The 25,441-nt window shown below is 59.4% G+C and carries 31 protein-coding genes; 16 read left to right on the forward strand and 15 right to left on the reverse strand.

Features of this window, described 5'->3' with window-relative positions; all coding sequences use genetic code 11:
• Positions 1-9: 9 nt before the first annotated feature.
• On the reverse strand, positions 10-147 hold the full coding sequence (locus tag ACGJAX_RS14385; RefSeq protein ID WP_390959586.1) for a hypothetical protein: 138 nt from the start codon (positions 145-147) through the stop codon (positions 10-12).
• Positions 148-178: 31 nt separating this feature from the next.
• On the opposite strand from ACGJAX_RS14385, the gene ACGJAX_RS14390 reads away from it, so the two are divergent.
• The 3 genes from ACGJAX_RS14390 (at position 179) to ACGJAX_RS14400 (ending at position 2,697) form a co-directional block, all read left to right on the forward strand.
• Positions 179-1,600, forward strand: coding sequence for a transglycosylase SLT domain-containing protein (locus tag ACGJAX_RS14390; protein WP_390959588.1), 1,422 nt, complete (start codon positions 179-181; stop codon positions 1,598-1,600).
• Positions 1,601-1,703: 103 nt separating this feature from the next.
• The gene (locus tag ACGJAX_RS14395) at positions 1,704-2,138 is read left to right on the forward strand and encodes a DoxX family protein (protein WP_090318016.1); all 435 of its coding nucleotides are present in this window, start codon (positions 1,704-1,706) and stop codon (positions 2,136-2,138) included.
• Between the two features lie 250 nt (positions 2,139-2,388).
• On the forward strand, positions 2,389-2,697 hold the full coding sequence (locus ACGJAX_RS14400) for a class I SAM-dependent methyltransferase (protein WP_390959590.1): 309 nt from the start codon (positions 2,389-2,391) through the stop codon (positions 2,695-2,697).
• Between the two features lie 11 nt (positions 2,698-2,708).
• On the opposite strand, the gene ACGJAX_RS14405 is transcribed toward ACGJAX_RS14400, so the two are convergent.
• The 3 genes from ACGJAX_RS14405 to folE all read right to left on the reverse strand — a co-directional run bounded on the left by ACGJAX_RS14405 (position 2,709) and on the right by folE (position 5,249).
• Positions 2,709-4,247, reverse strand: a complete 1,539-nt coding sequence (locus ACGJAX_RS14405; RefSeq protein ID WP_248916224.1) for a cryptochrome/photolyase family protein — start codon at positions 4,245-4,247, stop codon at positions 2,709-2,711.
• A gap of 24 nt (positions 4,248-4,271) precedes the next feature.
• Positions 4,272-4,577: a DUF6482 family protein gene (locus ACGJAX_RS14410; protein WP_248916225.1), complete on the reverse strand. Its 306-nt coding sequence runs from the start codon at positions 4,575-4,577 to the stop codon at positions 4,272-4,274.
• Positions 4,578-4,688: 111 nt separating this feature from the next.
• Positions 4,689-5,249, reverse strand: a complete 561-nt coding sequence (gene folE / locus ACGJAX_RS14415) for a GTP cyclohydrolase I FolE (RefSeq protein ID WP_390959592.1) — start codon at positions 5,247-5,249, stop codon at positions 4,689-4,691.
• A 405-nt stretch (positions 5,250-5,654) separates the two neighbouring features.
• On the opposite strand from folE, the gene ACGJAX_RS14420 reads away from it, so the two are divergent.
• Both ACGJAX_RS14420 and greB read left to right on the forward strand, forming a co-directional pair.
• Positions 5,655-6,125, forward strand: coding sequence for an anti-virulence regulator CigR family protein (locus ACGJAX_RS14420; protein ID WP_390959594.1), 471 nt, complete (start codon positions 5,655-5,657; stop codon positions 6,123-6,125).
• A 216-nt stretch (positions 6,126-6,341) separates the two neighbouring features.
• Complete coding sequence (gene greB, locus ACGJAX_RS14425; RefSeq protein ID WP_390959596.1) at positions 6,342-6,833, forward strand: transcription elongation factor GreB; 492 nt, start codon at positions 6,342-6,344, stop codon at positions 6,831-6,833.
• 36 nt (positions 6,834-6,869) lie between these two features.
• Here the strand turns inward: greB and ACGJAX_RS14430 are convergent, their stop codons facing one another.
• Together ACGJAX_RS14430 and ACGJAX_RS14435 are read right to left on the reverse strand one after the other, a co-directional pair.
• Positions 6,870-9,374 carry an FtsX-like permease family protein gene (locus ACGJAX_RS14430; protein WP_390959598.1) on the reverse strand — a complete coding sequence of 835 codons (2,505 nt, stop codon included), beginning with the start codon at positions 9,372-9,374 and terminating at the stop codon, positions 6,870-6,872.
• The gene (locus tag ACGJAX_RS14435) at positions 9,374-10,057 is read right to left on the reverse strand and encodes an ATP-binding cassette domain-containing protein (RefSeq protein WP_390959600.1); all 684 of its coding nucleotides are present in this window, start codon (positions 10,055-10,057) and stop codon (positions 9,374-9,376) included. Before ACGJAX_RS14435 ends, ACGJAX_RS14430 begins: the two co-directional genes overlap by 1 nt.
• Positions 10,058-10,067: 10 nt before the next feature.
• Between ACGJAX_RS14435 and ACGJAX_RS14440 the strand changes: the two genes are divergently transcribed.
• The 3 genes from ACGJAX_RS14440 (at position 10,068) to ACGJAX_RS14450 (ending at position 12,098) form a co-directional block, all read left to right on the forward strand.
• On the forward strand, positions 10,068-10,673 hold the full coding sequence (locus tag ACGJAX_RS14440; RefSeq protein ID WP_090318041.1) for an arylesterase: 606 nt from the start codon (positions 10,068-10,070) through the stop codon (positions 10,671-10,673).
• A 56-nt stretch (positions 10,674-10,729) separates the two neighbouring features.
• On the forward strand, positions 10,730-11,023 hold the full coding sequence (locus ACGJAX_RS14445) for a hypothetical protein (protein WP_003226812.1): 294 nt from the start codon (positions 10,730-10,732) through the stop codon (positions 11,021-11,023).
• A 103-nt stretch (positions 11,024-11,126) separates the two neighbouring features.
• The gene (locus tag ACGJAX_RS14450) at positions 11,127-12,098 is read left to right on the forward strand and encodes a L,D-transpeptidase family protein (protein WP_390959602.1); all 972 of its coding nucleotides are present in this window, start codon (positions 11,127-11,129) and stop codon (positions 12,096-12,098) included.
• Between the two features lie 123 nt (positions 12,099-12,221).
• Here the strand turns inward: ACGJAX_RS14450 and oprI are convergent, their stop codons facing one another.
• Complete coding sequence (gene oprI / locus ACGJAX_RS14455; protein ID WP_003199355.1) at positions 12,222-12,473, reverse strand: outer membrane lipoprotei OprI; 252 nt, start codon at positions 12,471-12,473, stop codon at positions 12,222-12,224.
• A gap of 642 nt (positions 12,474-13,115) precedes the next feature.
• Between oprI and ACGJAX_RS14460 the strand changes: the two genes are divergently transcribed.
• On the forward strand, positions 13,116-13,403 hold the full coding sequence (locus ACGJAX_RS14460) for a GNAT family N-acetyltransferase (RefSeq protein WP_020800382.1): 288 nt from the start codon (positions 13,116-13,118) through the stop codon (positions 13,401-13,403).
• A 73-nt stretch (positions 13,404-13,476) separates the two neighbouring features.
• Here ACGJAX_RS14460 and ACGJAX_RS14465 read toward each other — a convergent pair whose 3' ends face one another.
• Complete coding sequence (locus tag ACGJAX_RS14465; protein WP_390959605.1) at positions 13,477-14,553, reverse strand: 3-deoxy-7-phosphoheptulonate synthase; 1,077 nt, start codon at positions 14,551-14,553, stop codon at positions 13,477-13,479.
• Positions 14,554-14,681: 128 nt separating this feature from the next.
• Positions 14,682-15,125 (reverse strand): PilZ domain-containing protein, encoded by a 444-nt coding sequence (locus ACGJAX_RS14470; RefSeq protein WP_247255438.1) that lies wholly within the window; start codon positions 15,123-15,125, stop codon positions 14,682-14,684.
• On the opposite strand from ACGJAX_RS14470, the gene ACGJAX_RS14475 reads away from it, so the two are divergent.
• The 5 genes from ACGJAX_RS14475 (at position 15,124) to cysB (ending at position 19,080) form a co-directional block, all read left to right on the forward strand.
• On the forward strand, positions 15,124-15,510 hold the full coding sequence (locus ACGJAX_RS14475; RefSeq protein ID WP_248916228.1) for a co-chaperone YbbN: 387 nt from the start codon (positions 15,124-15,126) through the stop codon (positions 15,508-15,510). The genes ACGJAX_RS14470 and ACGJAX_RS14475 overlap by 2 nt on opposite strands.
• Positions 15,507-16,463 (forward strand): putative 2-dehydropantoate 2-reductase, encoded by a 957-nt coding sequence (locus ACGJAX_RS14480; protein ID WP_247255440.1) that lies wholly within the window; start codon positions 15,507-15,509, stop codon positions 16,461-16,463. Before ACGJAX_RS14475 ends, ACGJAX_RS14480 begins: the two co-directional genes overlap by 4 nt.
• A 24-nt stretch (positions 16,464-16,487) precedes the next feature.
• A complete protein-coding gene (locus ACGJAX_RS14485; protein WP_090318062.1) occupies positions 16,488-17,393 on the forward strand; it encodes a 5'-nucleotidase in 906 nt (301 codons plus the stop codon).
• A gap of 95 nt (positions 17,394-17,488) precedes the next feature.
• Positions 17,489-17,992 (forward strand): universal stress protein, encoded by a 504-nt coding sequence (locus tag ACGJAX_RS14490; protein WP_090318066.1) that lies wholly within the window; start codon positions 17,489-17,491, stop codon positions 17,990-17,992.
• Between the two features lie 113 nt (positions 17,993-18,105).
• Positions 18,106-19,080 carry an HTH-type transcriptional regulator CysB gene (gene cysB / locus ACGJAX_RS14495; RefSeq protein ID WP_007899921.1) on the forward strand — a complete coding sequence of 325 codons (975 nt, stop codon included), beginning with the start codon at positions 18,106-18,108 and terminating at the stop codon, positions 19,078-19,080.
• Between the two features lie 6 nt (positions 19,081-19,086).
• On the opposite strand, the gene ACGJAX_RS14500 is transcribed toward cysB, so the two are convergent.
• Together ACGJAX_RS14500 and ACGJAX_RS14505 are read right to left on the reverse strand one after the other, a co-directional pair.
• On the reverse strand, positions 19,087-19,569 hold the full coding sequence (locus ACGJAX_RS14500; protein WP_090318069.1) for a GreA/GreB family elongation factor: 483 nt from the start codon (positions 19,567-19,569) through the stop codon (positions 19,087-19,089).
• 2 nt (positions 19,570-19,571) lie between these two features.
• The gene (locus ACGJAX_RS14505) at positions 19,572-19,979 is read right to left on the reverse strand and encodes a hypothetical protein (RefSeq protein WP_090318071.1); all 408 of its coding nucleotides are present in this window, start codon (positions 19,977-19,979) and stop codon (positions 19,572-19,574) included.
• Between the two features lie 123 nt (positions 19,980-20,102).
• On the opposite strand from ACGJAX_RS14505, the gene earP reads away from it, so the two are divergent.
• Together earP and efp are read left to right on the forward strand one after the other, a co-directional pair.
• Positions 20,103-21,245, forward strand: a complete 1,143-nt coding sequence (gene earP, locus ACGJAX_RS14510) for an elongation factor P maturation arginine rhamnosyltransferase EarP (RefSeq protein WP_390959610.1) — start codon at positions 20,103-20,105, stop codon at positions 21,243-21,245.
• A 48-nt stretch (positions 21,246-21,293) separates the two neighbouring features.
• Positions 21,294-21,863, forward strand: coding sequence for an elongation factor P (gene efp / locus ACGJAX_RS14515; protein ID WP_008057003.1), 570 nt, complete (start codon positions 21,294-21,296; stop codon positions 21,861-21,863).
• A gap of 173 nt (positions 21,864-22,036) precedes the next feature.
• Here the strand turns inward: efp and ACGJAX_RS14520 are convergent, their stop codons facing one another.
• From ACGJAX_RS14520 to ACGJAX_RS14535, 4 genes are all read right to left on the reverse strand, one after another.
• A complete protein-coding gene (locus ACGJAX_RS14520; protein WP_090318076.1) occupies positions 22,037-23,047 on the reverse strand; it encodes an alpha/beta hydrolase in 1,011 nt (336 codons plus the stop codon).
• Positions 23,048-23,081: 34 nt separating this feature from the next.
• Positions 23,082-23,501, reverse strand: a complete 420-nt coding sequence (locus tag ACGJAX_RS14525) for an organic hydroperoxide resistance protein (RefSeq protein WP_111449024.1) — start codon at positions 23,499-23,501, stop codon at positions 23,082-23,084.
• 363 nt (positions 23,502-23,864) lie between these two features.
• The gene (locus ACGJAX_RS14530; RefSeq protein ID WP_390959613.1) at positions 23,865-24,329 is read right to left on the reverse strand and encodes a transcriptional regulator, SarA/Rot family; all 465 of its coding nucleotides are present in this window, start codon (positions 24,327-24,329) and stop codon (positions 23,865-23,867) included.
• 68 nt (positions 24,330-24,397) lie between these two features.
• A complete protein-coding gene (locus tag ACGJAX_RS14535; RefSeq protein WP_390959615.1) occupies positions 24,398-25,354 on the reverse strand; it encodes a LysR substrate-binding domain-containing protein in 957 nt (318 codons plus the stop codon).
• Between the last annotated feature and the right edge of the window lie 87 nt (positions 25,355-25,441).

Below are 25,441 nucleotides of genomic sequence, written 5' to 3' on the forward strand. Positions count from 1 at the left end.
AACCAAGAACTACAACGAGTTAAAGCTGTCTTTTGATGCCACGAGCCAGGACAGGGTGGTTGATGTGCCATCACTGTGCCAGTCTTTCGCATTTTGCCAGCGCTCCAGGCGCTCTGTTTTTTCGTTTGATTTCATGAAATCACTCATGTGATCAACCTGAATTCTTTCCGGAGAGTGGATGATTCGTCCCTCGGTTTTGCTACTGCTGTGTTGTTCGCTGCTGCTGCCGATGCCGGCGGTTGCGCGTCTGCCCGGGCCACTGCAAGCCGTGCCGGCGACCAAGGTACGTGACTTGACGGAAATCCGCAGCAGTCGCGTGTTGCGCGTGCTGGTCAATCAAAGCCGCAACAGCTCCGGCGAAGTCCAGGGACAGCCCATTGGCGTCGAATACCATCGCTTGCGGGCCTTCGAGCAATACCTCAATGGCTACGCCCGTGATGGTCAGGAAATCACCCTCAAGATCATTCCCAAAGCCAAGGATCAATTGCTCGGCGCGCTGCAGCGCGGGGAGGGTGACCTGGTCGCGCCGGGCGAGTTGCTTGACCTGCAGGCGGGTTACGCCGTCAGCACCAGTGAACCGATCGCCAGCAACATCCCCCTGGTGTTGGTCGGCATAAAAGGCGAGCGCCGGTACACCCGCCTCGAACAACTCTCGGGTAAAACCCTGGCCTTGCCCACCGGCAGCGCTGCCGGGGACGCCGTCAGCCAGATCAATCAGAAACTCGCCCTGCACAAACTGCCGCCCGTGAAGATCGAGTGGGTCGATCCGACACTGGCGGTCGAGGACGTACTGGAGATGGTCCAGGGCGGGATTTTTCACCTGACCATCGTCGAACAACCGATCGCAGAGCGTTGGGGCAAGATCCTGCCCAAATTGCGTTTCGATCGGCAGGTGCAAATCAGGGATCCGGGCGAGGAGTTCTGGTTCGTGCGCCGCGACGCGTCGATGCTGCGGGCCAGCATCGATCGCTTCCTGACCACTTATAAGAAACCGTCTGATCAGGATGCCGATTTCCTGCGGATTTATCGGCGTCTGTATCAAGTGCACTATCCCTTGGCCAAGGAAGACCGCCAGCGCCTGGAAAAGCTGCGCCCGGTGCTGCAGAAACATGCGGATGCCCAAGGCATGGACTGGCTGAACCTGGCCGCGCTGGCGTTCAAGGAGTCCGCCCTGCAACCCGCGGCCGGCGGTGGCGACGGTCCGACCGGCCTGATGCAGATCACCTCGTCCGCGGCTCAGCGCGTAGGCGTCAACAACATTCAGAATCTGGATGCCAATGTGCAGGCCGGGGCCAAGTACCTGGCGATGATTCGCCGCAGGTTCTTCTCCAGCCCGAAACTCAACGAGCGTGAGCGCATGGCGTTTGTGCTGGCGGCCTACAACATCGGTCCGGAGCGGGTGCAGGGGATGCGTGCCGAGGCACGGCGTCGAGGGTTGAATCCGAATCAGTGGTTTTTCCAGGTGGAACGCATCGCCATGGAGCAGGTGGGGATGGGACCTGTCAGCTATGTTAATAGTGTGAACAAGTATTACCTGGCGTTCGATCGGGAGCGGGAGTCGTTGGAGCCCCAGGGGCAGAAGGTTGCCCTACGAAAATGATCGAATAAACTGATTGTTATGGCGGGTTTTTTGCGCTTTTAACATGATATTTACTGATTAATATAGCGGCCAACCAACCCATACTCTCTAAGGATGACGCAGCATGAGCACACTGATTAACAAGGTTCTGTTTACCCGCGCCGGCTATGGCCTGACCGTTCTGCGAATTTTTGTCGGCATCATCTTCGCTGCCCACGGCTCGCAGAAACTCTTTGGCGCGTTTGGCGGTTATGGCCTGGCCGGCACAGCGCAGTACATGGAAAGCATCGGCCTGGCGCCGGGCTATCTGATGGCGACACTGGCGGGCGGCACTGAGTTTTTTGCCGGCCTGGCCTTGATCATCGGGTTGCTGGTGCGTCCGGCGGCGCTGGGCCTGACCTTCCTGTCGCTGGTGGCGATCTTCTCGGTGCACATCCACAACGGTTTGTTCATGGCCAACAACGGTTATGAGTTCGCCCTGGCGCTGCTGGGTGGCAGCATCGCCGTATTGATCGAAGGTGCGGGCAAGCTGTCGGCCGACCGCGCCATCGCCGGCTGACCGCTCTGACTCAACCCATCTGGCCCGCATCGCGCGGGCCTTTTTGTTGCGCGTCATTCTTGACACTGTCCGGTCAGCTTCAATAGGATGCTCGTCATGCGCCGATTTAAACAGCTACTTGCGGGGCGCCAGGTGACTCATTGAGTGGCCGTCAGAAGCTTTGAAAAGAGGCTTCGAAATACCGCTAAAGCGCTGGTTCGGTGTTGCCTCTCACCTGCCATGCAGACTTTTGAGGCAGAGACACGACACGATGAATGCACTCAGCCCCGTTGTACGTCCCGCGCCGATTACGGCACATCTCACCCAGCGCAATCCAAAAATCCTGCTTGGCGGTAAACATCAGCCGACGCTCTTGCGTTATCTCGATGGCTGGCCACGTCGTTCCGGTGGACCGGCAGCGTTCCTGATCCAGTTTGTCGAGGACGGAGAGTCCCTGGCCCGGTTTGCCAACGACAGTTTCGATCTGGCGGTCATTCAATCGCCCAGCGCCGCAGAGGCGGTCGAAGTGATCAGGCAACTGACCCGTGTGGCCCGCCAGGGGCTTATCACCCGTTGCTGAAATTCAGAGTGCTAAAACGCTTCTCCGGCATCCAGTTTGGCCAGCAGATCCTGGCCACGTTGCCAGAGTGCCTGCTGCTTGGCGTCTGACATGCGGTCGAGGTTTCTGTAAACCATGGCCATGCGTTGATTACCCCGCAGCAGGTCGCGATGGCGCATCAGAAAATGCCAATAGAGTGAGTTGAAGGGGCAGGCGTCCTCGCTTGTGCTTTCACTCACCTTGTACGCGCAGTCACGGCAATAGTCAGACATGCGTTTGATGTACTGCCCGCTGGCGCAGTACGGTTTCGAGCCCAGATAACCGCCATCGGCGTGCATGACCATGCCCAGTGTGTTGGGGAGTTCTACCCAGTCGAAGGCGTCCATGTAGATCGCCAGGTACCAGTCGCAAATCTGGCTCGGGGCCACGCCGACGAGCAGGGCAAAGTTGCCGGTCACCATCAGTCTCTGGATGTGATGAGCGTAGGCATGTACCAGGCTCTGGCCAATCGCCTGATGCATGCAGTTCATTTGCGTGTCGCCGGTCCAGTAGAACTCCGGCAACGGCCTGCTGTTACCGAAGAGATTGCCGCTGGCGTAGTCCGGCATTTTCAGCCAGTAGACGCCACGCACGTATTCACGCCAGCCGATCAGTTGCCGAATAAATCCTTCGGCCGCATTCAGCGCAATACTGCCGGACCAATAGGCGGCTTCCACATCACTGCACAGCTGACGCAGGTCCAGCAGACCGATATTGAGCGCCGCGCTGATACGGGCATGGAACAGAAAGGGTTCGTCGCTGGCCATGGCATCCTGATAATCGCCAAAGGCGGCCAGGCCATAGTCCAGGAAGTAGTCCCACAGTGCCTGTGCCTCGGCGTGGGTCACGGGATAGTCGAAGGTGTCCAGGGAGCCGTAGTGGTGGCTGAAGTGTTTGCTCACCAGCGCTATTACTTCTCGGGTGATCGAGTCCGCGCAAAAGCGTGCCGGGTAAGGAGGTTTTACGCCTTTGGGCAAGGCCTTGCGGTTTTCTGCATCAAAGTTCCAGGCGCCGCCCACTGGAGTGCCGTCGCCATTGATCAGCAGACCACTCTTGCGCCGCATCTCGCGGTAGAAAAACTCCATTCGCAGCTGCTTTTTGCCTTTCGCCCAAGCCGAGAATTCGTCACGGGAACAGAGAAAGCGCGTATCGGCATGCCACTGGACCGGTAAGCCGACATCCTTGATCGACTGCTCCAGGCGCCAGTCACCGCACTCAGTCAGGTGCAATTCCTCCGGCTGCAAAAGCGACTGCCAGCGCTGTAACTCCCCAGGCACCGAGCCGGTGTTGTGCGGATCATCCAGGGCGATGTATTGCACACGGCTGCCACGTTGCCGCAACGCCTCGGCAAAATGGCGCATGGCGCTGAAGATAAGCGTGATTTTTTGCGGGTGATGGGGGACGTGGCTGGCTTCCTCCATCACCTCTACCAGCAACACCACATCGAGCTCGCTATCCAGCCCCTTCAATGAGGCCAGATCAAACGATAACTGGTCGCCCAGGACCAGGCACAACCGACGGGTCTTTTTCATCGGGCAGTGGCCGAGTTCACAGGCTCACCAAGGCGCAGCCAGCGAAAAAGGCATGCGCATCGACTCAATGGGGCCTTCACGCACGCCGCACATCTCATCATGAACACACTGCTGCACCAGCACGCAGGGAAAGGGCGGGACAAGTTGCAGCAATTCACGCAGGTGACTGACGGAGCGCAGGTGCATCGGTTTCGCGGCATCGTCCAGCAGCGTGAACTCACCGTGATCCAGCCTGACGCGTGCCAGATAAAAACCGCCCTCCAGTGACAGCAGCTCAAGTTCGCGGATTTCGCCCTTCGAGGCCCACTCGGTCAACGCTTGCAGATTCAAGGTGCACTCCTTGCCTACCAGGGTAGGCGTTCGCTGTCATAAGCAGAGAGATTGCCGCTATCGGCAGGCGCCAGGCAGTCAATCGGGGATAACCGTTTTCCCGTCCGGAAGTTAGGGGCGGCGCCCGATCAGTTGCAGGAACTCCTGGCGCGTTGTGGACGACTCACGAAAGGCGCCGAGCATGACCGACGAGGTCATCACCGAGTTTTGCTTCTCTACGCCGCGCATCATCATGCACATGTGCTTCGCTTCGATAACCACGGCCACTCCGGCTGCATCGGTGATGTGCTGGATGGCTTCGGCAATTTGTCGGGTCAGGTTTTCCTGTATCTGCAAGCGACGGGCGAACATGTCGACCACTCGCGCCACTTTCGACAGGCCCAGCACTCGCCCGGTAGGGAGGTAGGCCACATGGGCCTTGCCGATGAAGGGCAGCATGTGATGCTCGCACAATGAATACAGCTCGATGTCGCGCACGATGACCATCTCATCGTTCTGCGATTCGAACAGGGCGCCGTTGCTCACGTCCTCCAGGCTCATCGTGTAGCCGTTGCACAGGTATTGCATCGCTTTGGCCGCGCGCTTGGGCGTGTCCAGCAGTCCTTCGCGCTCTGGATTCTCGCCGACGCCGACGAGAATTTCACGGTAATGCTCGGCTAATGATGGGTTCACGTTGTTTTTCTCAGCCATACGGCCTTCAGGAAAGGGACTCCCCTGGCGGCAGGGGAGTGCTGGTCACTCAAGGTTTGATGCCTCAACGCCCGTCACCCAGCGTTCATCGGCGAATCTGTCATGAAGGGATGACTGGCGCAGCGGTTCAGGAACCTGATTTCCCGAGCGCCGAGCGGGCATTCACCGTCAACGTACTGTGTGGAGTGGCTCGGTGTTTGTTGTACATAAGCTAAGTTGTTGTATAGGTTTTGTATAAGATAGGCGGAAAAAAACCGACTGACAATGGTCGCCACTCTTGTTCGTATCATTGGCTCCCAGGGCGGGCTGGATAAGTGATACGGAACCCGCATCGCCAAGAGCGTCTAAGGTTCATGGACATATTCAGCCATGCCAAAGGAACGACTCATGCTCACATCTCGCACATTGGTTGTTGCTGTAGCTTGTCTTGCGCTGGTCTCCGGGTCGGCAGCTGCATGGGCTGACCCTGGTAATGGAAAGGGCCAGGGAAATGGCAAGGGAAATCCGCAAAACAGCCAGGGCCATGGCAATCAGGGTGGGCAGGGCAGCAAAGGCAAAAATGCCGGGGGGGACGACTGGGAGGATGGCCCCAGTATCAATCATGGAAGCGTTCTCGGGATCGTGGGCGGATACCGGGATTACTGGAGCCCCGGCCCTGCATTGCCCCCCGGCATCCAGAAAAACCTCGCGCGGGGCAAGCCGCTACCGCCGGGGATTGCGAAGAAGCTGGACAGTCGATTGATTGGCAGGCTGCCTCATTATGACGGTTATGAATGGCAGCAAGCGGGCACCGACTTGATACTGGTCGCGCTGGCAACCGGGATCATCTATGAAGTCCTCAACGGTGCGTTTGATTAACGATTGAGTGGCGGGCAATCAGTCCTTGTTCTCTCCTGACGGTTTTCAACTTTCGCAGCCTTGATCCTGCCCACTCCCACTCTGGATGCGGTTTACCTGAACGCAGCTGGCTGAAGTTATGATACGAACGCGCCGGGATACCGGCGTCTTCGCTGTGAACCCGTGGACAGGGCGCTGCACATTCGTGCCCGGATAATTGTTAGTGAGAGGCCCGTCTTGAGCACCAACATCATCACGAAGGAAGGTCATGAGGCTTTGAAGCAGGAGCTTGATTTCCTTTGGCGAGAAAAACGCCCCGACACCACGCGCAAGGTCACCTGGGCGGCATCGCTGGGGGATCGTAGTGAAAACGCGGATTATCAGTACAACAAAAAGCTGCTTCGGGAAATCGATCGGCGCGTCCGATACCTTCGCAAGCGGCTTGAGGATGTACGGGTTGTCGAGTATTCACCCGAACAGGAAGGAAGGGTGTTTTTCGGGGCCTGGGTCGAAATCGAAAACGAGGCAGGGGACATCAAGAAATTCAGGGTCGTGGGGTATGACGAGATCTACGGTCGCAACGATTACATCTCGATAGATTCGCCGATGGCGCGTGCGCTTCTGAAGAAAGAGGTAGGGGACGAGGCCGTTGTGCAGACCCCCACCGGAGAAGTGTTGTGGTGGATCAATGAGATTTCATACCGCAAACAGGATGAGCCCCTCGAATAACTGCAATCTTCAGGGACCGGTGCAGGGTTGAATGTATCAACCCTCGCGCAGGACTGTCAGGGGGCTGGCGTTCAGGGCGCGGCGCGTGCCGAACACCCCGGCACCGCCGATCAGTACGGCCCCGATCAGCGGCAGCAGCAACAGCCACGGATGTGGATGCCAGGGCAGGTCAAAGGCGAAACGGTAAAGCACCAGACTCACGACCTCCGACCCCAGCGCTGCCAGTAATCCGCTGACGGCGCCCAGCAAACCAAATTCGATCCGCCGCGCCTTGACCAGCAACTGGCGTTCCGCCCCCAGTGCTCGCAGCAGTGCGCCCTGACGAATGCGTTCATCCAGGGTCGCCTGCAGGCCGGAAAACAATACCGCCATCCCGGCCGCCAACACGAACAGCAGCACGTATTCCACCGCCAGGGTGACCTGGGCGAGGATGCTGCGCAGTTGCTCGAGCAAGGCTTCGACTTGCAGGATCGTCACTGCCGGAAAACTGCGGGACAGATCGACAATCTGCTGATCATGGCCTGCCGACAGGTAGAAGCTGGTCAGATAGGTCGCCGGCAGATCCTTCAGGGTGCCGGGCTGGAAGATCATGAAGAAATTCGGCTGGAAGTTGTCCCAGTTGATCTCCCGCAGGCTGGTGACCTTCGCCTCGCGGTTGACCCCGCCGACACTGAATACCATGTGGTCACCGAGCTTGAGTTTCAGGCTTTCAGCGACCTTGCCTTCTACCGATACGCCAGGCACATCGTCCGGGATTTGTTCCTGCCACCAGTGGCCCGCCGTGAGTTTGTTGCCCGCCGGCAGGTCCGCCGCCCAAGTCAGGCTCAGGTCGCGCTGGATCGCCCGATCACCAGCCGAATCCTTGCTGACGATTTGCTGCACCGGTTCACCGTTGATGCTGATCAGCCGCCCTGGCACCACCGGGTAGAGGGGGGCCGATTGTGCCGACAGTGAGATCAGGCGATCAGTAAAGGCTTGTTTATCCGCGGGCAGGATGTTCAGTGCGAAATAATTCGGCGCGTTTTTGGGTAACTGGTTTTGCCAGGTGTCCAGCAACTCGCCGCGAAGCAGAGCGATCAACGCCATCGACAGCAGGATCAAGCCGAACGCCAGGGACTGACCTGCGGCAGCCAGTGGATGACGCAGCAATTGGCCAAGACCGAGGCGCCATGGCAGGGACGCACGGGCGAGCATGCGCCGCAGGCTTTTCAACAGCAGTAGCAGCAACCCACCCAATACCAGCGCCGCAATCATGCCGCCGCCCAACAGGGCGAACGTCAGCAGCAGATCCAGGCTCAGGCGCCACATGATCAGGCCCAGTGCAGCCAACGCGGCGCCATAAACCATCCAGGTACTGGACGGAATGGGCAGCATGTCGCGGCGCAACACCCGCAAGGGCGGCACCCGGCCCAATGCCGCCAATGGCGGCAAGGCAAACCCGGCCAATGCCACCAGCCCGGTACCGATTCCGGCGAAGGCCGGGAACAGGCCGCCCGGTGGCACGTCGCTCGGCAACAAGTCGTGCAGCAAGGCAAACAGACCGAGTTGCGCCAGCCAGCCAATGGCCGCGCCGCTGATGCTGGCGAGTAGTCCGAGCACGGTCAGTTGCAGACTGAACAGCACCAGGGTTTCGCGCCGGGACAGGCCCAGGCAGCGCAACAGCGCGCTGGCATCGAAGCGGCGGGTGGCGAAGCGCGTCGCCGACAATGCCACCGCCACCCCGGCGAGCAAGACCGCCACCAGACTGGCCATGTTCAGGTAACGTTCGGCCTTGCCGAGCGCACCGCCAATCTGCCGGTTGCCATCGCGGGCGTCCTGGATGCGCTGGTTGGCCGCCAGACCAGGCTTGATCAGATGGCGATAGGTTTCCAGCGCCCGGGCATTGCCACGCCAGAGCTCGCGATAACTGACTCGACTGCCGGGTTGCACCACGCCTGTTGCTGCGAGGTCGTCGAGATTGATCAGAACCCGCGGTGTCAGGCTGTAGAAATTGCCGGCACGGTCGGGTTCGTAGGTCAGCACCCGCGCCAGGGTCAGGGTTTTCATGCCGACATCGATGCTGTCGCCGATCTTCAGGTTCAGCGCGGTCAGCAATCGGGCTTCGACCCAGGCTTCGCCGGGTTTCGGCCCGCCACCATGCGTTTCCGGGGCGAATGGGGCAGGCGCGCTTTTCAGTTCGCCGCGCAATGGGTAGGCATTATCGGCGGCCTTGATACTCGACAGTTGAATGCCATTGTCGGTGGCGATGACGCTGGAAAACTCCACCACTTGCGCATGTTCGAGGCCCAGATCGGTGCCGCTTCTTATCTGCTCCGGGCGCGCCGGTGAGCTGCCCTCGAGCAACAGGTCGGCGCCGAGAAACTCGGTGGCGCGCAGCATCATGGCGCCGTTCAGGCGGGCGCCGAAATAACCGATGGCCGTACTCGCCGCCACGGCCACCACCAAGGCGAAAAACAACACGCGCAGTTCGCCGGCGCGGGCGTCGCGCATGAGTTGGCGGATGGCGAGGCTGAACAGGCGCACAAACGGCAGGCGTGCCATCAAGGCTCCAGAGGGGCGACCAGCAGGCCGGCTTCGAGGCGGATCAGGCGCCGGCAACGGTGTGCCAGGCGTTCGTCGTGGGTCACCAGCACCAGGGTCGTGCCGCGTTCCTTGTTGAGTTCGAACAGCAAGTCGCTGATGCGCTCGCCGGTATGGCTGTCGAGGTTGCCGGTGGGCTCATCGGCAAACAGCACGTCGGGCTCGGCGGCAAACGCCCGGGCTATCGCCACGCGCTGCTGTTCACCGCCGGAGAGCTGGCGTGGCGAATGAGTGAGGCGCTGGCCGAGGCCCACGCGCTTGAGCAATTCGGTAGCCCGTTCACGAGCATCTTTACGGCCGTCGAGTTCCAGCGGCAACATGACGTTTTCCAGGGCATTGAGGCTGTCGAGCAACTGAAATGACTGGAAGACAAACCCCACATGCTCGGCGCGAATGCGGGCGCGCTGGTCTTCGTCGAGGTTGCTCAGGCTTTGTCCGGCGAGGGTGACTTCGCCGCTGCTGGGCAGGTCGAGGCCGGCGAGCAGGCCGAGGAGGGTGGATTTGCCCGAACCGGAGGCGCCGACGATGGCCAGGCTGTCGCCCTTGTTCAATTGCAGGCTGAGTTCGTGCAGGATAGTCAGTTCACCTTCCGCGCTGGGGACCACTTTGCTGAGGTTCTTCGCGGTGAGAATGCTTGCGCCCATGGAGAATCCGATGCGTGTGTGGTTTTTGAGTGCTGGCCTGGCCTTGCTGTGCATGGCCCAGAACGCAGCGGCGGGTACTGTCCTGATCGTTGGCGATAGTATCAGCGCCGGTTTCGGCCTGGATACCCGGGTGGGGTGGGTGTCGCTGCTTGAACAACGGCTCAAGCGCGAAGGTTTCGACGAGAAGGTGTTCAATGCGTCCATCAGCGGCGACACCAGTGCCGGAGGCCAGGCGCGCCTGCCGGCGCTGCTTGCAGAGCATAAGCCGGAGTTGGTGATCCTCGAACTTGGGGGTAACGACGGCCTGCGCGGAATGCCGCCAACTCAATTGCAACAAAATCTTGCCTCGATGATCGACAGTTCCCGTGCCAGCGGTGCCAAGGTACTGTTGCTCGGCATGCAGCTGCCGCCCAATTATGGCAAGCGTTACACCGACGCCTTCGCCGAGGTCTACAGCAATCTGGCCAACGAGAAAAACATCCCGCTGGTGCCGTTTTTCCTCGACGGCGTGGGCGGTCATCCGGACTTGATGCAGGCCGACGGCATACACCCGGCAGCCGGGGCCCAGGACAAGTTGCTGGAGAATGTCTGGCCTACCTTAAAACCGCTGTTATGACTCTTTTCTAGGCGCGGGCTTTCGGCTAAGGTGGCGCCCCCGATTTGGAGCCCCCGATGCCGCGTCCCGCCTGGTCACTTTTTGCCTATCAACTGATCGAGCCTGACGAGCAGCTGGATCTGTTCGCCTGCCAGGAAGTGCGGGTGCATCTGGTGACCCGTCAGCTGGAGCTGGGCGGCTCGGCGGACCGTACCTTGTGTGGCAGCCTGCTGCCGGCGCAGCCGCGCTGGTCGAGTGTCGATCGCCGGGTGTTCCAGGACCAGCGCCTGTGTTCGTTGTGTCGGGCGATTCTCGAGTCGCAAAAACGCGGCACCTCGCCGATCTGGCCAGAGCTGCGGTTCGAGCTGTAAATCGTCAACGATAGCAAGCTATCGGCCAGCTCCCCGAAATAACGGACGGCGGTGTACAATCGCGTCCTTATACCCTCTGTTGATCATGCGAAGGATTTTCCGGATGTTGCCGCGCTTTCCTGCCGTCACCCGCTGCCTTACCCTTGCCGCCCTGTTTGTGGCCGGCCCAGCCGCAGCGTTGGAGTTCCCCCTGCCACCACCCGGTGAGGACATCATCGGTCAGGTACAGGTGATCAAGGCCAAATACGAAGACACTTTTGCCGACCTCGGCACGGCCTATGATCTGGGCTACACGGAAATGGTCGCGGCCAACCCGGGTGTCGATGCCTGGCTGCCGGGCGCCGGCACTGAAATCATCCTGCCGACTCGCTTCATCCTGCCGCCGGGTCCGCGTGAAGGCATCGTGATCAACCTCGCCGAGTACCGCCTCTACTACTACCCGAAAGGCAAGAACGTGGTGTACACCTTCCCGCTGGGGATCGGGCGTGAGGGCTGGGGCTCGCCAATCGCCCACACCACCATCACTGCGAAAACGCCTAATCCGACCTGGACCCCTCCAGCGTCGATCAAGGCTGAGCACGCCGCCGACGGTGACCCGTTGCCGAACGTGGTGCCGGCTGGACCGGATAACCCGCTGGGGCCGTTCAAGTTCAGCCTGGGCACGCCTGGCTACCTGATTCACGGCTCGAACAAGAAATTCGGCATCGGCATGCGCACCAGCCACGGTTGCTTCCGCATGTTCAACAACAACGTGCTGGAGATGGCCGGCATGGTGCCGGTGGGTACCTCGGTTCGTATCATCAACGATCCGTACAAGTTCGGCGTGAGTGGCGGCAAGGTGTATCTCGAAGCTCACACCCCGCTCGATGACAGCGGCAACCCTTCGGTGGTCGACAAGCATACTGCGGTAATCAACGCGATGCTCAAGCGTGAAGACATCACCAACAACCTGCGCATGAACTGGGACGTGGTGCGCGACGTCGTCGCTGCAGAAGAGGGCCTGCCGGTGGAAATCGCCGTGCCGAGCAATTCCGCGCCGATGGTCACGAGTGCACCACTCGACCCGATGCAATAAGCCTTGAATGAACCCGCCGACGCAGGCCGCGTCGGCGGGTTTTTTATTGCCTGCGAGAAACGCAGAGCAATAAAAAAGCCGACCCAAAAAATGGGTCGGCTTGATAACAATCCCGAAGGATTATTACTTGCGGCTAGCTTTGTCCAGCATGCGCAGAGCACGCTCGTTAGCTTCGTCAGCAGTCTGTTGTGCTTTTTGAGCAGCAGCCAGAGCTTCATCAGCTTTACGGTAAGCTTCGTCTGCACGAGCCTGGGAGCGAGCTGCTGCGTCTTCAGTAGCAGTCAGACGTGCTTCGGTTTCTTTCGATGCGCTGCTGCAACCGGTAGCCAGAACTGCGGCCAGAGCCAGAGCAGAGAATTTCAGAACGTTGTTCATCGTGTTCCCCTTCAAGGACTTTCCATTAATTAGCTATCTCCTCAGAGTGAGGAATTAGCCGGCATACATAGTACTCATTACTTGTCGTAAGTAAACTGACGTAAAGCAAGAAGCCTAAAAAATTGTAGGCGTTGATTCTTTTTCGAGCAACTTTTAACTGCATTGTTTAAAAAATATCCAGCTACAAGGCCCGAGCCTGAGCGAGCCAACAAGGAAAAGTTCCCCGCTCTGGAAGGCACTTCTCCCCGGTCTTGGCTAAAGTGTGTCTAGATGGATTCGTCTACACTTTCGTTCGGATCTTGTGCGGCGCCTCTCATATCTTTCTCCATGTTCAGGTGACTTTAACAAAGGGCGTTCGTCTCAAGTCTCAACATCCGGCAATGTTCAGGCTATCGAACCGGGGGGAGATCTTCGGTCGAGCCAGCCCTGCGTAACCCGGAGCGGCACCCGCCAACCTGCGTGATGACGAGCGTACCTTGAGCATTTTTGCCAATGGTGCCTACTATTTGTACGTGCTCGGTTGGGCGAGATCGGTGTAGCTCTTCTCGGTGTCCATTCAGGCACGGGGTGGCGTAGATGTTTCTTCGCCGGAAAAACATCGGTAAGGTAGGGGTCGGAATCCAAGACCCGCGAGGAGTAGTGATGAGCGAGGCGTTGTCCATCCACCATGACCAGGCTGGTCATCAGTTCGAGACCAATGTGGACGGTCATCGTGCCTACCTGACCTATATGGATCTGGGGAAACAGACCCTGGATATCTATCGCACTTTTGTGCCCAATGCGTTGCGAGGTCGCGGCATTGCGGCGGCGCTGACCGAGCAGGCGCTGCAGTACGCCGAGGAAATGGGCTACACGGTCATTCCATCGTGCTCCTATGTCGAGCGCTACATGGAGCGTCACCAGCGGCATGCCGCCAAGCTGAGCCAGTAAGCTTGATAAAACGAACGCATAAAAAAACGCCGGGATCAGCCCGGCGTTTTTTTGTCTGCAGCCAATGGCGCGATCAGGTGCGATCGCGTTTAGGCAGCACGTCCTTGAGCTTGGCGTGCATGCTGCGCAAGGTGCTTTCGGTGGCAGACCAGTCGATGCAGGCGTCGGTGATCGACACGCCGTATTGCAGATCGGCGAGGTCTTTCGGGATCGCCTGGCAGCCCCAGTTCAAGTGACTTTCAACCATCAGGCCGATAATCGACTTGTTGCCTTCGAGGATCTGGTTGGCGACGTTTTCCATCACCAGCGGTTGCAGGGCCGGGTCCTTGTTGGAGTTGGCGTGGCTGCAATCGACCATGATGTTCGGCTTGATCTTCGCCTTGTTCAGCGCCTGCTCGCAGAGGGCGACGCTGACCGAGTCGTAGTTCGGCTTGCCGTTGCCACCGCGCAGCACCACGTGACCGTAGGCATTGCCCTTGGTGGTCACGATCGACACGCCACCTTCCTGGTTGATGCCCAGGAAGCGGTGCGGGCTGGAAACTGATTGCAGGGCGTTGATGGCCACGGTCAGGCCGCCATCGGTGCCGTTCTTGAAGCCGACGGCCGAGGACAGGCCGGAAGCCATTTCGCGGTGAGTCTGGGATTCTGTGGTGCGCGCGCCGATCGCCGACCAACTGATCAGGTCCTGCAGGTATTGCGGGGAAATCGGATCGAGTGCTTCGGTGGCGGTTGGCAGGCCCATTTCGGCCAGGTCCAGCAGCAATTGACGACCGATGTGCAGACCGTCCTGGATCTTGAACGAGTCGTCCAGGTACGGGTCGTTGATCAAGCCTTTCCAGCCGACGGTGGTGCGTGGCTTCTCGAAATACACACGCATGACCAGATACAGGGTATCGGACACTTCGGCAGCCAGCACCTTCAGGTGCTCGGCGTATTCGTGGGCGGCCTTGATGTCGTGGATCGAGCACGGCCCGATGACCACGAACAGGCGGTGGTCCGTGCCATCAAGAATATTGCGAATGACTTCGCGGCCCTTGGTGACGGTGCGCAGGGCAGCGTCGCTCAGTGGAATGTCACGCTTGAGCTGGTCGGGAGTGATCAGCGTCTCGTTGGAGGCGACGTTTAAGTCGTTGATCGGTAAATCAGCCATCGTTTACTCGTCAGGTCACGGGTGCCGGCCGCCAGCGAACCCGCGCGGCGGAGCACAGCAAATTAAGCGCGTCGGGGAGCGGAACCTTAGCGCGTTACACAGTGGCTCGACAATGGGCAGCAATGGCTTTAATCCAGCATTGACTGTGCAAATGCCTGGCGCACGGTGTCGTGGGAAAACTCGTCGGCGTGTTCCTGAACCCATTCGAGGGCCAGCGCCTGAACTTCCTGCAGGTCATTGTGCGCGTCATGCTGGCGGCAGAAGCGCTCGATCTGGCACACCTGCTCGCCCATCCGCGCGCTGAACAGCGTCTGCTCGTCGACGAAGGCAATGCCCACCAGATAGCCGTGTTTGCGTCGCAAGCACCACGCGACGTAGCCCAGAAATCGCAGGTCGGGGTTCACGGTCGGCATGCGCACTTCCAGGGCCGTGCCATGTCGCCAGGCGCGATGATAGTTGCAAGCCATGCCCCCGAGGCTGGTAGTGTTCAGCTGTTGCCGTGAAATACACTCAGGTGTCAGCAACGTCAATTCAACGGGCACTTCGTCAGGATGAGGAATAAAACGTCCCATGAACACGGACTCCATGTGTCGGCCATCTGACATTGTTTCCCCCAGTATAGTGGTCGAATTGGAACTGACTGATTTCGACGCCGACCAAAGGCTGCTGACGATGAGCGGCGTTTCACTGGTGATATTCACCAGCGTAGGCTGCTCCAGTTGCCGTTTTGCCCGTGAACAATTGCCGTCTCTGGATCTGGCCGTCGATCGGCTGTGCTGGATCGATGCCGGCAATAACGGTGGAGTGGTCGCGCGTTATCAGGTCTTTCATTTGCCGGCGCTGTTTGTCGTACGCGACGGTGAGTTTTTCGGGGCATTGAACTCGCGCCTGACCGCCACCGAACTCAATCGGGCGGTACGCAAGGCGCTGAGTCGAACAGCAGAGGAGTTGCCATGATGGGGGCAGTTGCCAAACCGACAATCGGTGTTATCGGAACCGGTGCAATCGGCGGTTTTTACGGTGTGATGCTGGCGCGTGCCGGTTTTGATGTGCATTTCCTGTTGCGTAGCGAATTTTCCGCGGTGGCCGAACGCGGGCTTCACGTCGACAGCGCGCCCTACGGGGCCATGACTTTGAACCCGGTCCAGGCCTATTCGACGGCTGAAGACATGCCGCCGTGTGACTGGCTGCTGATCGGCGCGAAAACCACCAGCAATGCGGACCTGGCGCCCGCCATACTTCAGGCCGCCGCGCCGAACGCCAAGGTATTGCTGCTGCAAAACGGCCTGGACGTCGAAGACAGCCTGCGTGAGTTACTCCCCGATTCGCTGCATGTGCTCGGCGGGCTTTGTTACATCTGTGTGCATCGCGAAGGTCCGGGTGTCATTACCCATCAGGCGCTCGGCGCGGTGCATGTCGGCTACCACAGCGGCCCCGCAGCCAATGAGGCGGCGCGTGCGGCAATTGTCGAGGAAGGTGTCGGACTGTTCCGTGCCGCCGGTATCGATTCCCAGGCGATGGCGAACCTGCACCAGGCGCGCTGGCAAAAACTGGTCTGGAATATTCCGTATAACGGTCTGTCGGTTTTACTCGGGGCGAGCACTACACCGTTGATGGCCGATCCCGACAGCCGCGAGCTGATCAAGGCGCTGATGGCCGAAGTGGTTCAAGGGGCCATCGCTTGCGGGCATGATGTGCCGGCGGGCTATGCCGAGCATCTGTTCATGGTCACCGAAAAAATGCCCGATTACTGGCCAAGCATGTATCACGACTTCCTGCACAAGCGCCCGCTGGAACTGGCCGCCATTTATGCCCGTCCACTGGCCGCCGCCAAAGCGGCGGGATGTGAAATGCCACGCATCGAGGCCTTGTATCGCAGTTTGAGTTTTATCGATCGACGTAACACCTGAGTCGATCAACCAAGGGGGAAGGGCATGCCAAAGGCAATTGACGACAAGCTGGTACTGGCGATTTCTTCGCGCGCGTTGTTCGACTTGAGTGAAAGCCACAAGGTCTACCTGTCGAGTGGCGTCGAGGCCTACCGGCAATACCAGATCGAACATGAGGACGAAATCCTCGAGCCGGGCGATGCCTTTCCGTTGGTGCAAAAACTCCTCAATCTCAATACCAGCCTTGGCCGCGCCCGGGTCGAGGTGATCCTGGTGTCGCGCAACAGTGCCGACACCGGCCTGCGGGTGTTCAACTCGATCCATCACTATGGCCTGGCGATTTCCCGCGCAGCCTTTGTCGGGGGGCGTAGCCCCTATCCATACCTCAAGGCGTTTGGTTGCGATTTGTTTCTGTCGACCCATGCCGAAGACGTGCGCAACGCGCTGGACGCAGGCTTCGCCGCGGCGACCATTCTGTCGGGAGGCGCCAGTCGCGCGGCCAGCGATGAATTGCGCATCGCCTTTGACGGTGATGCGGTGCTGTTTTCCGACGAATCGGAGCGCGTCTATCAGGCCGGTGGTCTGGAAGCGTTCCAGGCCAGCGAGCGCGAAGCCGCCCGTGAGCCATTGCGCGGAGGGCCGTTCAAGGGGTTCCTCGCGGCGCTCAATTTATTGCAGCGTGAGTTCCCGGACGACGCCTGTCCGATTCGCACGGCCCTGGTGACTGCGCGCTCGGCACCGGCCCATGAACGGGTGATCCGCACATTGCGAGAGTGGGACATTCGTCTGGATGAATCACTGTTCCTCGGAGGCCTGACCAAGTCAGCCTTTCTCGAAGCCTTTGCCGCTGACGTGTTCTTCGACGATCAGGCCGGTCATTGCGAACTGGCCCGCGAAGTCGTTGCCACCGGGCATGTGCCCCACGGCATCAGCAACGAGCAAAAGGTTTAAACCCCGCCGTTCAACATGTTACGCCGGGCGTCGTACCCGGCTGGGCACTGCTAAGCTGAATCAATCTCCGCCATATTGGCACTCGAGGAGGTCATATGATTCATTCGATGCTGTATGCCACTGACCTCGGCCTCTACGCACCACTGGTGATGCAGCATGCCCTGGCATTGGCACGGACATTTAATGCCGACCTCTACGTGGTGCACGCGGTTGAGCCCATGGGGCTGTTTGCCGAATCGGTGCTGCAGAGTTATCTCGACGAGCAGGCGTTGAACGAGTTTCACAGTCAGGGCTTGAACACGGTCATTGCCAACATCGAACGGCAGGTGCTCGACAGCTTTCGTGAAGAGTTGGGGGATGAGGGCGCTCAGGATCTGGAGCGGATTCGGGCGGTGCGGGTGCTGCAGGGCGACCCGTCACAGGTGATTCTGGACCAGGCGCAGAAACTCTCGGTCGATTTGCTGATCCTAGGTAGTCACAGTCACGTTGCTGGGGCGGAAACGCCTTTGGGGCGCACCGCCGCGCGCGTGTTGCAACTGGCGCAGGTGCCGGTCTATCTGGTGCCGCTGGTGCAGCGTCGTCGCCAAGGGGATCGCTAGAACACGAATAGTGGCAGTTTGATAAAAAAGTTCTAGATTTATTCTTCAAGCCATTAATATAGTTATATACCGTCGCTGATGCCCGTGGCGTCTATTTGCTTTGAGGGATTCATATGAAGCTTCAACAACTGCGCTACATCTGGGAAGTGGCGCACCACGACCTCAACGTTTCCGCTACCGCCCAAAGCCTTTACACCTCGCAACCGGGCATCAGTAAACAGATTCGACTGCTGGAAGACGAACTGGGCGTCGAGGTCTTCGCCCGCAGCGGCAAGCATTTGACCCGCGTCACCCCGGCCGGCGAGCGCATTATCACCACCGCTGGCGAGATTCTGCGCAAGGTGGAAAGCATCAAGCAGATCGCCCAGGAGTTCTCCAACGAGAAGAAAGGCACCCTGTCGATCGCCACCACCCACACCCAGGCGCGTTATGCATTGCCGCCGGTGATCAGCAATTTCATCAAGCAATACCCTGACGTGGCCCTGCACATGCACCAGGGTTCGCCGATGCAGATCGCCGAAATGGCCGCCGACGGCACCGTGGATTTCGCCATCGCCACTGAAGCGCTGGAGCTGTTTGGCGATCTGGTCATGATGCCGTGCTATCGCTGGAACCGCTGTGTGGTCGTGCCCCAGGGCCATCCTCTGACCAAGCTGTCGAAGCTGACCCTCGAAGCGCTGGCCGAATACCCGATCGTGACCTATGTGTTCGGTTTCACTGGCCGTTCGAAGCTCGACGAAGCGTTCAGTCATCGCGGCCTGACGCCAAAAGTGGTGTTCACCGCGGCCGACGCTGACGTGATCAAGACCTATGTCCGCCTTGGACTGGGCGTGGGCATCGTGGCGAAAATGGCGGTCGACACCAAACTCGACAGCGACCTGGTGGTGCTTGATGCCAGTGAGCTGTTCGAGTCCAGCATCACCAAGATCGGTTTCCGTCGCGGCACTTTCCTGCGTGGTTTCATGTGCGACTTCATCGAGAAATTCGCCCCGCACCTGACTCGCGAAGTCATGGCCAAGGCCATCCAGTGCCACAACAAGCAAGAGCTGGAAGAGCTGTTCGACGGCGTCGAATTGCCGGTCCACTAAGCCTGTTTATACGACCTCGGTGACAGCAAACTGTTGCCGAGCGCCCGCCACCTGAATCTCCACCTCATCGCCCTCGAATTTGCCCAGCAGGCTTTTGCCCAGCGGTGAGCGCGGGGTGATGACGGTAATCAGTTGCCCCACCAGATCGACCTTCAGGCCCGCCGCATCAGGTGCCAGAAACAGCCATTGCTCGCGACCCTTTTCGTCCTCCAGGCCCAGTAGCGCTCCGACTTCAATACCGCGCCGCTGGTCATAAGGGCGCAGTATCAGGTTTTGGCACAGCGCCAGCGATTGCCTGATTTCTTCGACACGCCTGGCTTGGCCAGCGGCCAGATAGGACGCCTCCAGCCCCAAGGTGTCGTACTTGTTTTCGGCGATGTTTTCTTCGTGGGTCGCGGTTTCGTAAGCGGTCTGTGCGGCGCGTTCGGCGATGTCGAGATCAACGCGCAACTTGTCGAGAATCAGCTGGTGGACGGTTTGTTTGTTCATGGTCAATCGCAGAATTGCAAAACGTTGGCGCGGCTTTTCTCGCTCGGTGCGGTGTGGTCCTGTTGCAGCCAGAACTGGCACTTGGGGTTCGACAGATTGCGAGTGCTGCTGCGAGCCTGATCGAGCCTTTGTGCCTGCTCGTTCTTGCGCAGGTTCTCTTCGTATTGTTCGAACAGCGGGCTCTGTGGAGGAATGTCCGGCACCGGTTGTGTAACGGGCGGGTTGGCCAGTTGCTGCACCGCCTGGGCCACGGGGGCCAATTGCTCTTTGAACAAAAAGTGTGATGCGAGCCAGCAGGTCAGCGCGATGGCGATGAACCCCAGCCACAAACCGAGGGCGATGCTGCCGCTCAGTTGCAAGGTATTGAGCTGAATGGTCAATGGGCGGCGCGGGTTGGGACGGTAGGGCATGGCTGCCTCCTGGCGATGGGCGCGGGCGAGTGGCGATTGTCGCATGAAGATTAATCGCCGTCGGCCCTTCTGCGCGGGGTAATTTATGCGGACAATCGGCGCTTTTGCCAACGGGAGCCTGGAATGCCTGAAACGAAAACCCGCTGGGATATTTTTTGCACCGTGGTCGACAACTTCGGCGACATCGGTGTGACCTGGCGCCTGGCCCGACAACTGGTCACCGAGCATTCGCTGGCGGTGCGTTTGTGGGTCGATGATCTGCGCGCCTTCGAGCGCCTTTGCCCGCAAATCGACATTCACGCGTCGCAGCAATGGCAGCAAGGTGTCGAGGTTCGGCAATGGATGGCCGACTGGCAACCCGCTGAGGCCGCCGATGTGGTGATCGCCGCGTTCGCCTGTCAATTGCCGAGTGCCTATATGGAGGCCATGGCCGAACGGGAAAAACCACCGCTGTGGATGAACCTCGACTATCTGAGTGCCGAGGATTGGGTCGTCAGCTGCCATGGCTTGCCGTCGGTGAAATACAAGCAGGTGCAGAAGTTCTTTTTCTTCCCGGGGTTCAACCAGGGCACCGGTGGCTTGCTGCGTGAAAGCGGTCTGCTGGAGCGGCGTCAGCAATTTCAACAAGATCCCGAAGCGCAACGACTGTTCCTTCAAGGCCTGGGAGTCGATCGTGCGCCAGGCGCTCAGTTGATTTCGTTGTTTGCCTACGAAAATACCGGGCTGGCCAGTTGGCTGGATGCCATGGCGGGTGAGGCGACACCCACTCACCTGTTGGTACCGGAAGGGCGGATTCTTGGCGATGTCGAGCGTTGGCTCGGTGTGCACGGGCTGGCAGCCGGTGCCATGCATGTGCGCGATGCCTTGACCGTGCAGGTGCTGCCGTTCGTCCGGCAGGACCAATATGACCTGTTGCTGTGGAGCTGCGATTTCAATGCGGTGCGCGGCGAGGATTCTTTCGTCCGTGCCCAATGGGCGGGGCGACCGATGCTCTGGCACATCTATCAGCAGGACGAGGATATCCATCTGGACAAGCTGGAAGCCTTCCTCGCGCTCTATGTGAAGGGCCTTTCCGGACCGGCCGGCGAGGCGATCAGCGGTCTCTGGCGGGCCTGGAATGCCGGTGAGAAAATGACCGATCACTGGCAATCGACCCGCAAACACTGGCCAGAGCTGGAAAAACACGCCCAGGCGTGGTGTCTGGAACAAGCCTTGCAGGCTGATCTTGCCACGGCGCTGGTACAGTTTTACCTAAATTGGATATGATACGCGGCCTAGATTTTTGTAAATCCCATCCAAATTCGGATATTCGCAATGAAAACTGGTAAAGAACTCAAACCCGGTACCGTGATCCGTATCGACAACGATCCTTGGCTGGTTCAGAAAGCTGAATTCACCAAGTCCGGTCGTAACAGCGCGATCATGAAGACCAAGCTGAAAAACCTGTTGACCGGTTACAAGACCGAGACCGTTTACAGCGCCGACGACAAACTGGACGACGTGATCCTCGACCGCAAAGAAGCGACCCTGTCCTTCATCAGCGGCGACTCCTACACGTTCATGGACACCACCGACTACACCATGTACGAGCTGAACGCTGAAGACATCGAAAGCGTACTGCCGTTCATCGAAGAAGGCATGACCGACGTTTGCGAAGCCGTGTTCTTCGAAGGCCGTCTGGTTTCCGTAGAGCTGCCGACCACCATCGTGCGTCAGGTTGACTACACCGAAGGTTCCGCTCGCGGTGACACTTCCGGCAAGGTGATGAAGCCTGCCAAACTGAAGAACGGTACCGAGCTGTCGGTTGCTGACTTCATCGAAATCGGCGACATGATCGAGATCGATACCCGCGAAGGCGGTTCCTACAAAGGCCGTGCCAAATAAGCACAGCTTCAGGAATGAAAAAGCCCGACCATTGAGTCGGGCTTTTTTGTGTCTGCAGTTTAAGGCTCAATGTTGACCCACGTGGGAGCGAGCCTGCTCGCGATGGCGTCGGATCACCCAATATAGATGTCAACTGACACCCCGCTGTCGCGAGCAGGCTCCCCACTGGTTTTTTATTTCAGGTGCGCTTTGAGTTCTTGCGAAGCCTGCAGCATCGCCGAACGCACCGCCGGCACCTGACTCACCACGTTCAGCAAACCGTAGTCGTGGATCATGCCGTTGTAGCGAACCGAGGTCACCGGCACGCCAGCCTCGTCGAGTTTGCGCGCATAGGCTTCACCTTCATCGCGCAGGACATCGGCGCTGGCCGTCTGCACCAGGGCGGGTGGCAGGCCCTTGAGTTGCGCAGGGGTGGCCCGCAGCGGCGAGGCGTAGATCTCGTTACGTTGATTCGCGTCGGTGGTGTAGTTGTCCCAGAACCACTTCATCATGTTTTTGCTGAGGAAGTGCCCTTCGGCGAACTGGTTGTAAGAACCCGTCTCGAAGTTGGCGTCGGTCACCGGCCACAGCAGCACCTGGAACCTGATCGCCGGCGTTCCCTTGTCTTTGGCCATCAGCGCGACCACGGCCGCCATGTTGCCGCCGACGCTGTTGCCGGCCACAGCCAGGCGTTTGCCGTCGACGTTGATCTCTTTGCCGTGCTCGGCCACCCACTGGGTTGCGGCGTAAGCCTGGTTGATCGCCACCGGATAATGCGCTTCCGGTGACGGGGTGTAGTTGACGAACACCGCCGCCGCACCCGAACCGACAACCAGGTCACGCACCAGTCGTTCGTGGGTCGGGAAGTCTCCCAGTACCCAGCCACCGCCGTGGAAGAACATGAACACCGGCAATTCGCCCTTGACCCCGGCCGGCCGGACGATGGTCAGGCTCAGCGGCTGGCCGTCGACTTGAATGGTCTTCTGGCTGACATCGGCTTTTGGCAGCGTCAGCTTCACCCCGGCCTGCGCACCCACCAGTACGGCGCGTGCTTCGGCAGGTGTCATTTGCTCCATCGGTTTGCCGGTGCCGGCATTGAGCACATCGAGGAATGCCTGGGTGTTGTGTTCAACGTCGCCGGCAAATGCGCTCTGGATGGAAAAGGCGAGAAGGGTGCCGCTCAAGACTTTGCTGAAGGTGTTCATGTTCATTTCCTGTTCGGGCCTGGGCAATCAGCGGTTAGACGGTGACGTGCAGACGCACATCGACGTTGCCGCGGGTGGCGTTGGAGTACGGGCAGACCTGATGGGCCGCGTCGACCAGGGATTGCGCGTCGGCTTGTTCAAGGCCCGGCAGGCTGATGTGCAGGTCGATGTCCAGACCGAAGCCGCCAGGGATCTGGCCGATACCGACATGGGCGGTGATCGATGCGTCATCCGGGATTTTGCGTTTGGTCTGGCTGGCGACGAATTTCAGTGCGCCGATGAAGCAGGCGGAGTAGCCGGCTGCAAACAGTTGCTCAGGGTTGGTTGCTGCGCCGCCGGCACCGCCGAGTTCTTTTGGGGTGGCGAGTTTGACGTCGAGGATGTTGTCGCTGGAAACCGCACGGCCGTCACGGCCACCGGTGGAAGTTGCGATTGCGGTGTAGAGAGTTTGCATGGTGAAAGCCTCGTTCGGGTTTGATTGATTGCGCTAAATGTTTGCGCGCTAAGTAAGTGCGTGGTGAATGTATCGCGCAAATATTTAGTGCGCAATATAAATTTTTAAGAAAGATCTATTCAGAGATCGCGTCGAGGCGGCCGAATTGGCTGGAAGGCTTGATTTAGAGGCGCAGGAGGGGAGAGGCGAGTCGCAAAAAATTTTTGTGGCCGAGATTTCAGATACCCAGGCGATTCCTGTGGGAGGAATGGCTTGCACGCGATAGCGTCCTGTCAGTCGACATCAATGGCGCTGACATACCGCCATCGCGGGCAAGCCCGGCTTCCACAGGATTCAGGTTTCCACAGGCAGGTGAAGGTGCTTTTAAATCAGGCTTTCTTGCAGGTGATGACGCAGCGCTTGCAGCTCCGCCTGCAGTTTTTGCAAGCGCTCCAGCGTCATGCCGCTCGCGCCGAGGATGCATTGGGGAATGTCACGGGCTTTGCCGCGCAAGGCGCGGCCCTTGGCGGTGAGTTCGACGATCACCACGCGCTCATCTTCACGACTGCGAGTGCGACTGAGCAGACCTTCAGTCTCCAGGCGTTTGAGCAGTGGCGTGAGCGAGCCAGGATCGGTCAGCAAGCGTGCGCTGATTTCGCCTACGGTCAAACCGTCCCGTTCCCACAGCACCATCATCGCCAGGTACTGCGGATAGGTCAGGCCCAACGCCTGGAGCAAAGGCTTGTAGACCTTGGTCATCATCAGCGAAGTGGAGTGCAGGGCAAAGCAGGCCTGATTGTCCAGCAGCAGGTTGTCGCAGTTGTCCGGGGTGTCGCGCTCGGTGGTCATGTCAAAGCCTTGATCAGTGATCTTCAGAATCTAGCGGGCGAATCTTTAATGCGCCAGACAATTCTTGACTAGTGGCGCCCCAAGTGGGTTTGCAGCACCTGATCCCAAGGCGGGATCGGGCTGAAACGGCTTTTCAGGTACTCCAGCAGCAAGCGGCTGCGGGAATTGGGTTGTTGTTCCAGGCGCAAGGCATAGATCCCGGAGCTCTCGGGTTTCGGCAGGCCGTTCTCGCAGAACAATGGCAACAGTTCACCGCGCAGCAGGTATTCACTGGCCAGCCAGGTCGGCAAATGCGCAATACCCAGTCCGGCCAGTGCGCCGCAGACCAGCGCCTCGGCATTGTTGGCGCTCATGCGCACTCGCGAAGGGCGGTGCAATTGCATTTGACCGTCTCGCTCGAAACGCCACGCGAAGGGGGGAGCCAAGCCATCCCAATCGAGGCCGTCATGGTCAATCAACTGAGTCGGATCGGTGGGTACGCCCCGGCGCTGCAAATAGTCGGGACTGGCGCAGGCGATGCGCATCATGCTCGCCAGCGGCGTGGCCACCAGCCGGGTGTCGGCCATCAGCCCGGCGCGCAGGACCAGATCGACCTTGCCAAGGTTCAAGCCCTGCATGTCGACAAAACTGTCAATCAAGTGCAATTGCACATCGAGGCCGGGGTAAAGCATCAAGAAATCGGCGATCACCGGCGCCAGATGCCGGCGACCGAACGCGGCCGGCGCATCGACCCGGATCAGACCTTCCGGCGCACTGCTGAGGGACACGGCTTCCGCCCTGGCCAGGCGTAATTCGGCGACGATCCGTCGTGCGCGTTCGGCAAAGGCCATGCCGGCCGGAGTCGCCCGCACCGCGTGGGTGCTGCGGATGAACAACTGACTGCCGACGGCGCTTTCAAGGCTATCGATGCGCCGGGCCACCGCCGAGGGCGTCAGCGGATGACGGCGTGATGCCGCGGAAAAGCTGCCGGTTTCCAGCACGTCCAGGAACAGGCCCAGTTGATCGGTCAATTGATTGGGATTCATGTGTGGTCAATGCCTGTGCGAAGTTGGCATAGCCATTGTGCGTTGCTGTGCGTTTCCGAGCCAGACCCAACTGCGTAGGATGAACCG

The sequence above is a fragment of the Pseudomonas moorei genome, from assembly GCF_042846945.1.
Lineage (GTDB): Bacteria > Pseudomonadota > Gammaproteobacteria > Pseudomonadales > Pseudomonadaceae > Aquipseudomonas > Aquipseudomonas moorei.

Bases quoted from the DNA above. Each gene is read 5' to 3' on its own strand.
- ACGJAX_RS14500 (WP_090318069.1), bottom strand. From the start codon at position 19,569: ATGAACAAACAAACCGTCCACCAGCTGATTCTCGACAAGTTGCGCGTT.
- earP (WP_390959610.1), top strand. From the start codon at position 20,103: ATGCCTGAAACGAAAACCCGCTGGGATATTTTTTGCACCGTGGTCGAC.
- ACGJAX_RS14490 (WP_090318066.1), top strand. From the start codon at position 17,489: ATGATTCATTCGATGCTGTATGCCACTGACCTCGGCCTCTACGCACCA.
- ACGJAX_RS14390 (WP_390959588.1), top strand. From the start codon at position 179: ATGATTCGTCCCTCGGTTTTGCTACTGCTGTGTTGTTCGCTGCTGCTG.
- ACGJAX_RS14535 (WP_390959615.1), bottom strand. From the start codon at position 25,354: ATGAATCCCAATCAATTGACCGATCAACTGGGCCTGTTCCTGGACGTG.
- cysB (WP_007899921.1), top strand. From the start codon at position 18,106: ATGAAGCTTCAACAACTGCGCTACATCTGGGAAGTGGCGCACCACGAC.
- ACGJAX_RS14440 (WP_090318041.1), top strand. From the start codon at position 10,068: ATGCGTGTGTGGTTTTTGAGTGCTGGCCTGGCCTTGCTGTGCATGGCC.
- ACGJAX_RS14530 (WP_390959613.1), bottom strand. From the start codon at position 24,329: ATGACCACCGAGCGCGACACCCCGGACAACTGCGACAACCTGCTGCTG.
- ACGJAX_RS14475 (WP_248916228.1), top strand. From the start codon at position 15,124: ATGAACACGGACTCCATGTGTCGGCCATCTGACATTGTTTCCCCCAGT.
- ACGJAX_RS14430 (WP_390959598.1), bottom strand. From the start codon at position 9,374: ATGGCACGCCTGCCGTTTGTGCGCCTGTTCAGCCTCGCCATCCGCCAA.
- ACGJAX_RS14450 (WP_390959602.1), top strand. From the start codon at position 11,127: ATGTTGCCGCGCTTTCCTGCCGTCACCCGCTGCCTTACCCTTGCCGCC.
- ACGJAX_RS14400 (WP_390959590.1), top strand. From the start codon at position 2,389: ATGAATGCACTCAGCCCCGTTGTACGTCCCGCGCCGATTACGGCACAT.
- ACGJAX_RS14525 (WP_111449024.1), bottom strand. From the start codon at position 23,501: ATGCAAACTCTCTACACCGCAATCGCAACTTCCACCGGTGGCCGTGAC.
- ACGJAX_RS14505 (WP_090318071.1), bottom strand. From the start codon at position 19,979: ATGCCCTACCGTCCCAACCCGCGCCGCCCATTGACCATTCAGCTCAAT.
- ACGJAX_RS14385 (WP_390959586.1), bottom strand. From the start codon at position 147: ATGAGTGATTTCATGAAATCAAACGAAAAAACAGAGCGCCTGGAGCGC.
- oprI (WP_003199355.1), bottom strand. From the start codon at position 12,473: ATGAACAACGTTCTGAAATTCTCTGCTCTGGCTCTGGCCGCAGTTCTG.
- ACGJAX_RS14435 (WP_390959600.1), bottom strand. From the start codon at position 10,057: ATGGGCGCAAGCATTCTCACCGCGAAGAACCTCAGCAAAGTGGTCCCC.
- ACGJAX_RS14470 (WP_247255438.1), bottom strand. From the start codon at position 15,125: ATGGGACGTTTTATTCCTCATCCTGACGAAGTGCCCGTTGAATTGACG.
- ACGJAX_RS14420 (WP_390959594.1), top strand. From the start codon at position 5,655: ATGCTCACATCTCGCACATTGGTTGTTGCTGTAGCTTGTCTTGCGCTG.
- ACGJAX_RS14485 (WP_090318062.1), top strand. From the start codon at position 16,488: ATGCCAAAGGCAATTGACGACAAGCTGGTACTGGCGATTTCTTCGCGC.
- efp (WP_008057003.1), top strand. From the start codon at position 21,294: ATGAAAACTGGTAAAGAACTCAAACCCGGTACCGTGATCCGTATCGAC.
- ACGJAX_RS14460 (WP_020800382.1), top strand. From the start codon at position 13,116: ATGAGCGAGGCGTTGTCCATCCACCATGACCAGGCTGGTCATCAGTTC.
- ACGJAX_RS14520 (WP_090318076.1), bottom strand. From the start codon at position 23,047: ATGAACACCTTCAGCAAAGTCTTGAGCGGCACCCTTCTCGCCTTTTCC.
- ACGJAX_RS14395 (WP_090318016.1), top strand. From the start codon at position 1,704: ATGAGCACACTGATTAACAAGGTTCTGTTTACCCGCGCCGGCTATGGC.
- ACGJAX_RS14465 (WP_390959605.1), bottom strand. From the start codon at position 14,553: ATGGCTGATTTACCGATCAACGACTTAAACGTCGCCTCCAACGAGACG.
- ACGJAX_RS14480 (WP_247255440.1), top strand. From the start codon at position 15,507: ATGATGGGGGCAGTTGCCAAACCGACAATCGGTGTTATCGGAACCGGT.
- ACGJAX_RS14405 (WP_248916224.1), bottom strand. From the start codon at position 4,247: ATGAAAAAGACCCGTCGGTTGTGCCTGGTCCTGGGCGACCAGTTATCG.
- ACGJAX_RS14445 (WP_003226812.1), top strand. From the start codon at position 10,730: ATGCCGCGTCCCGCCTGGTCACTTTTTGCCTATCAACTGATCGAGCCT.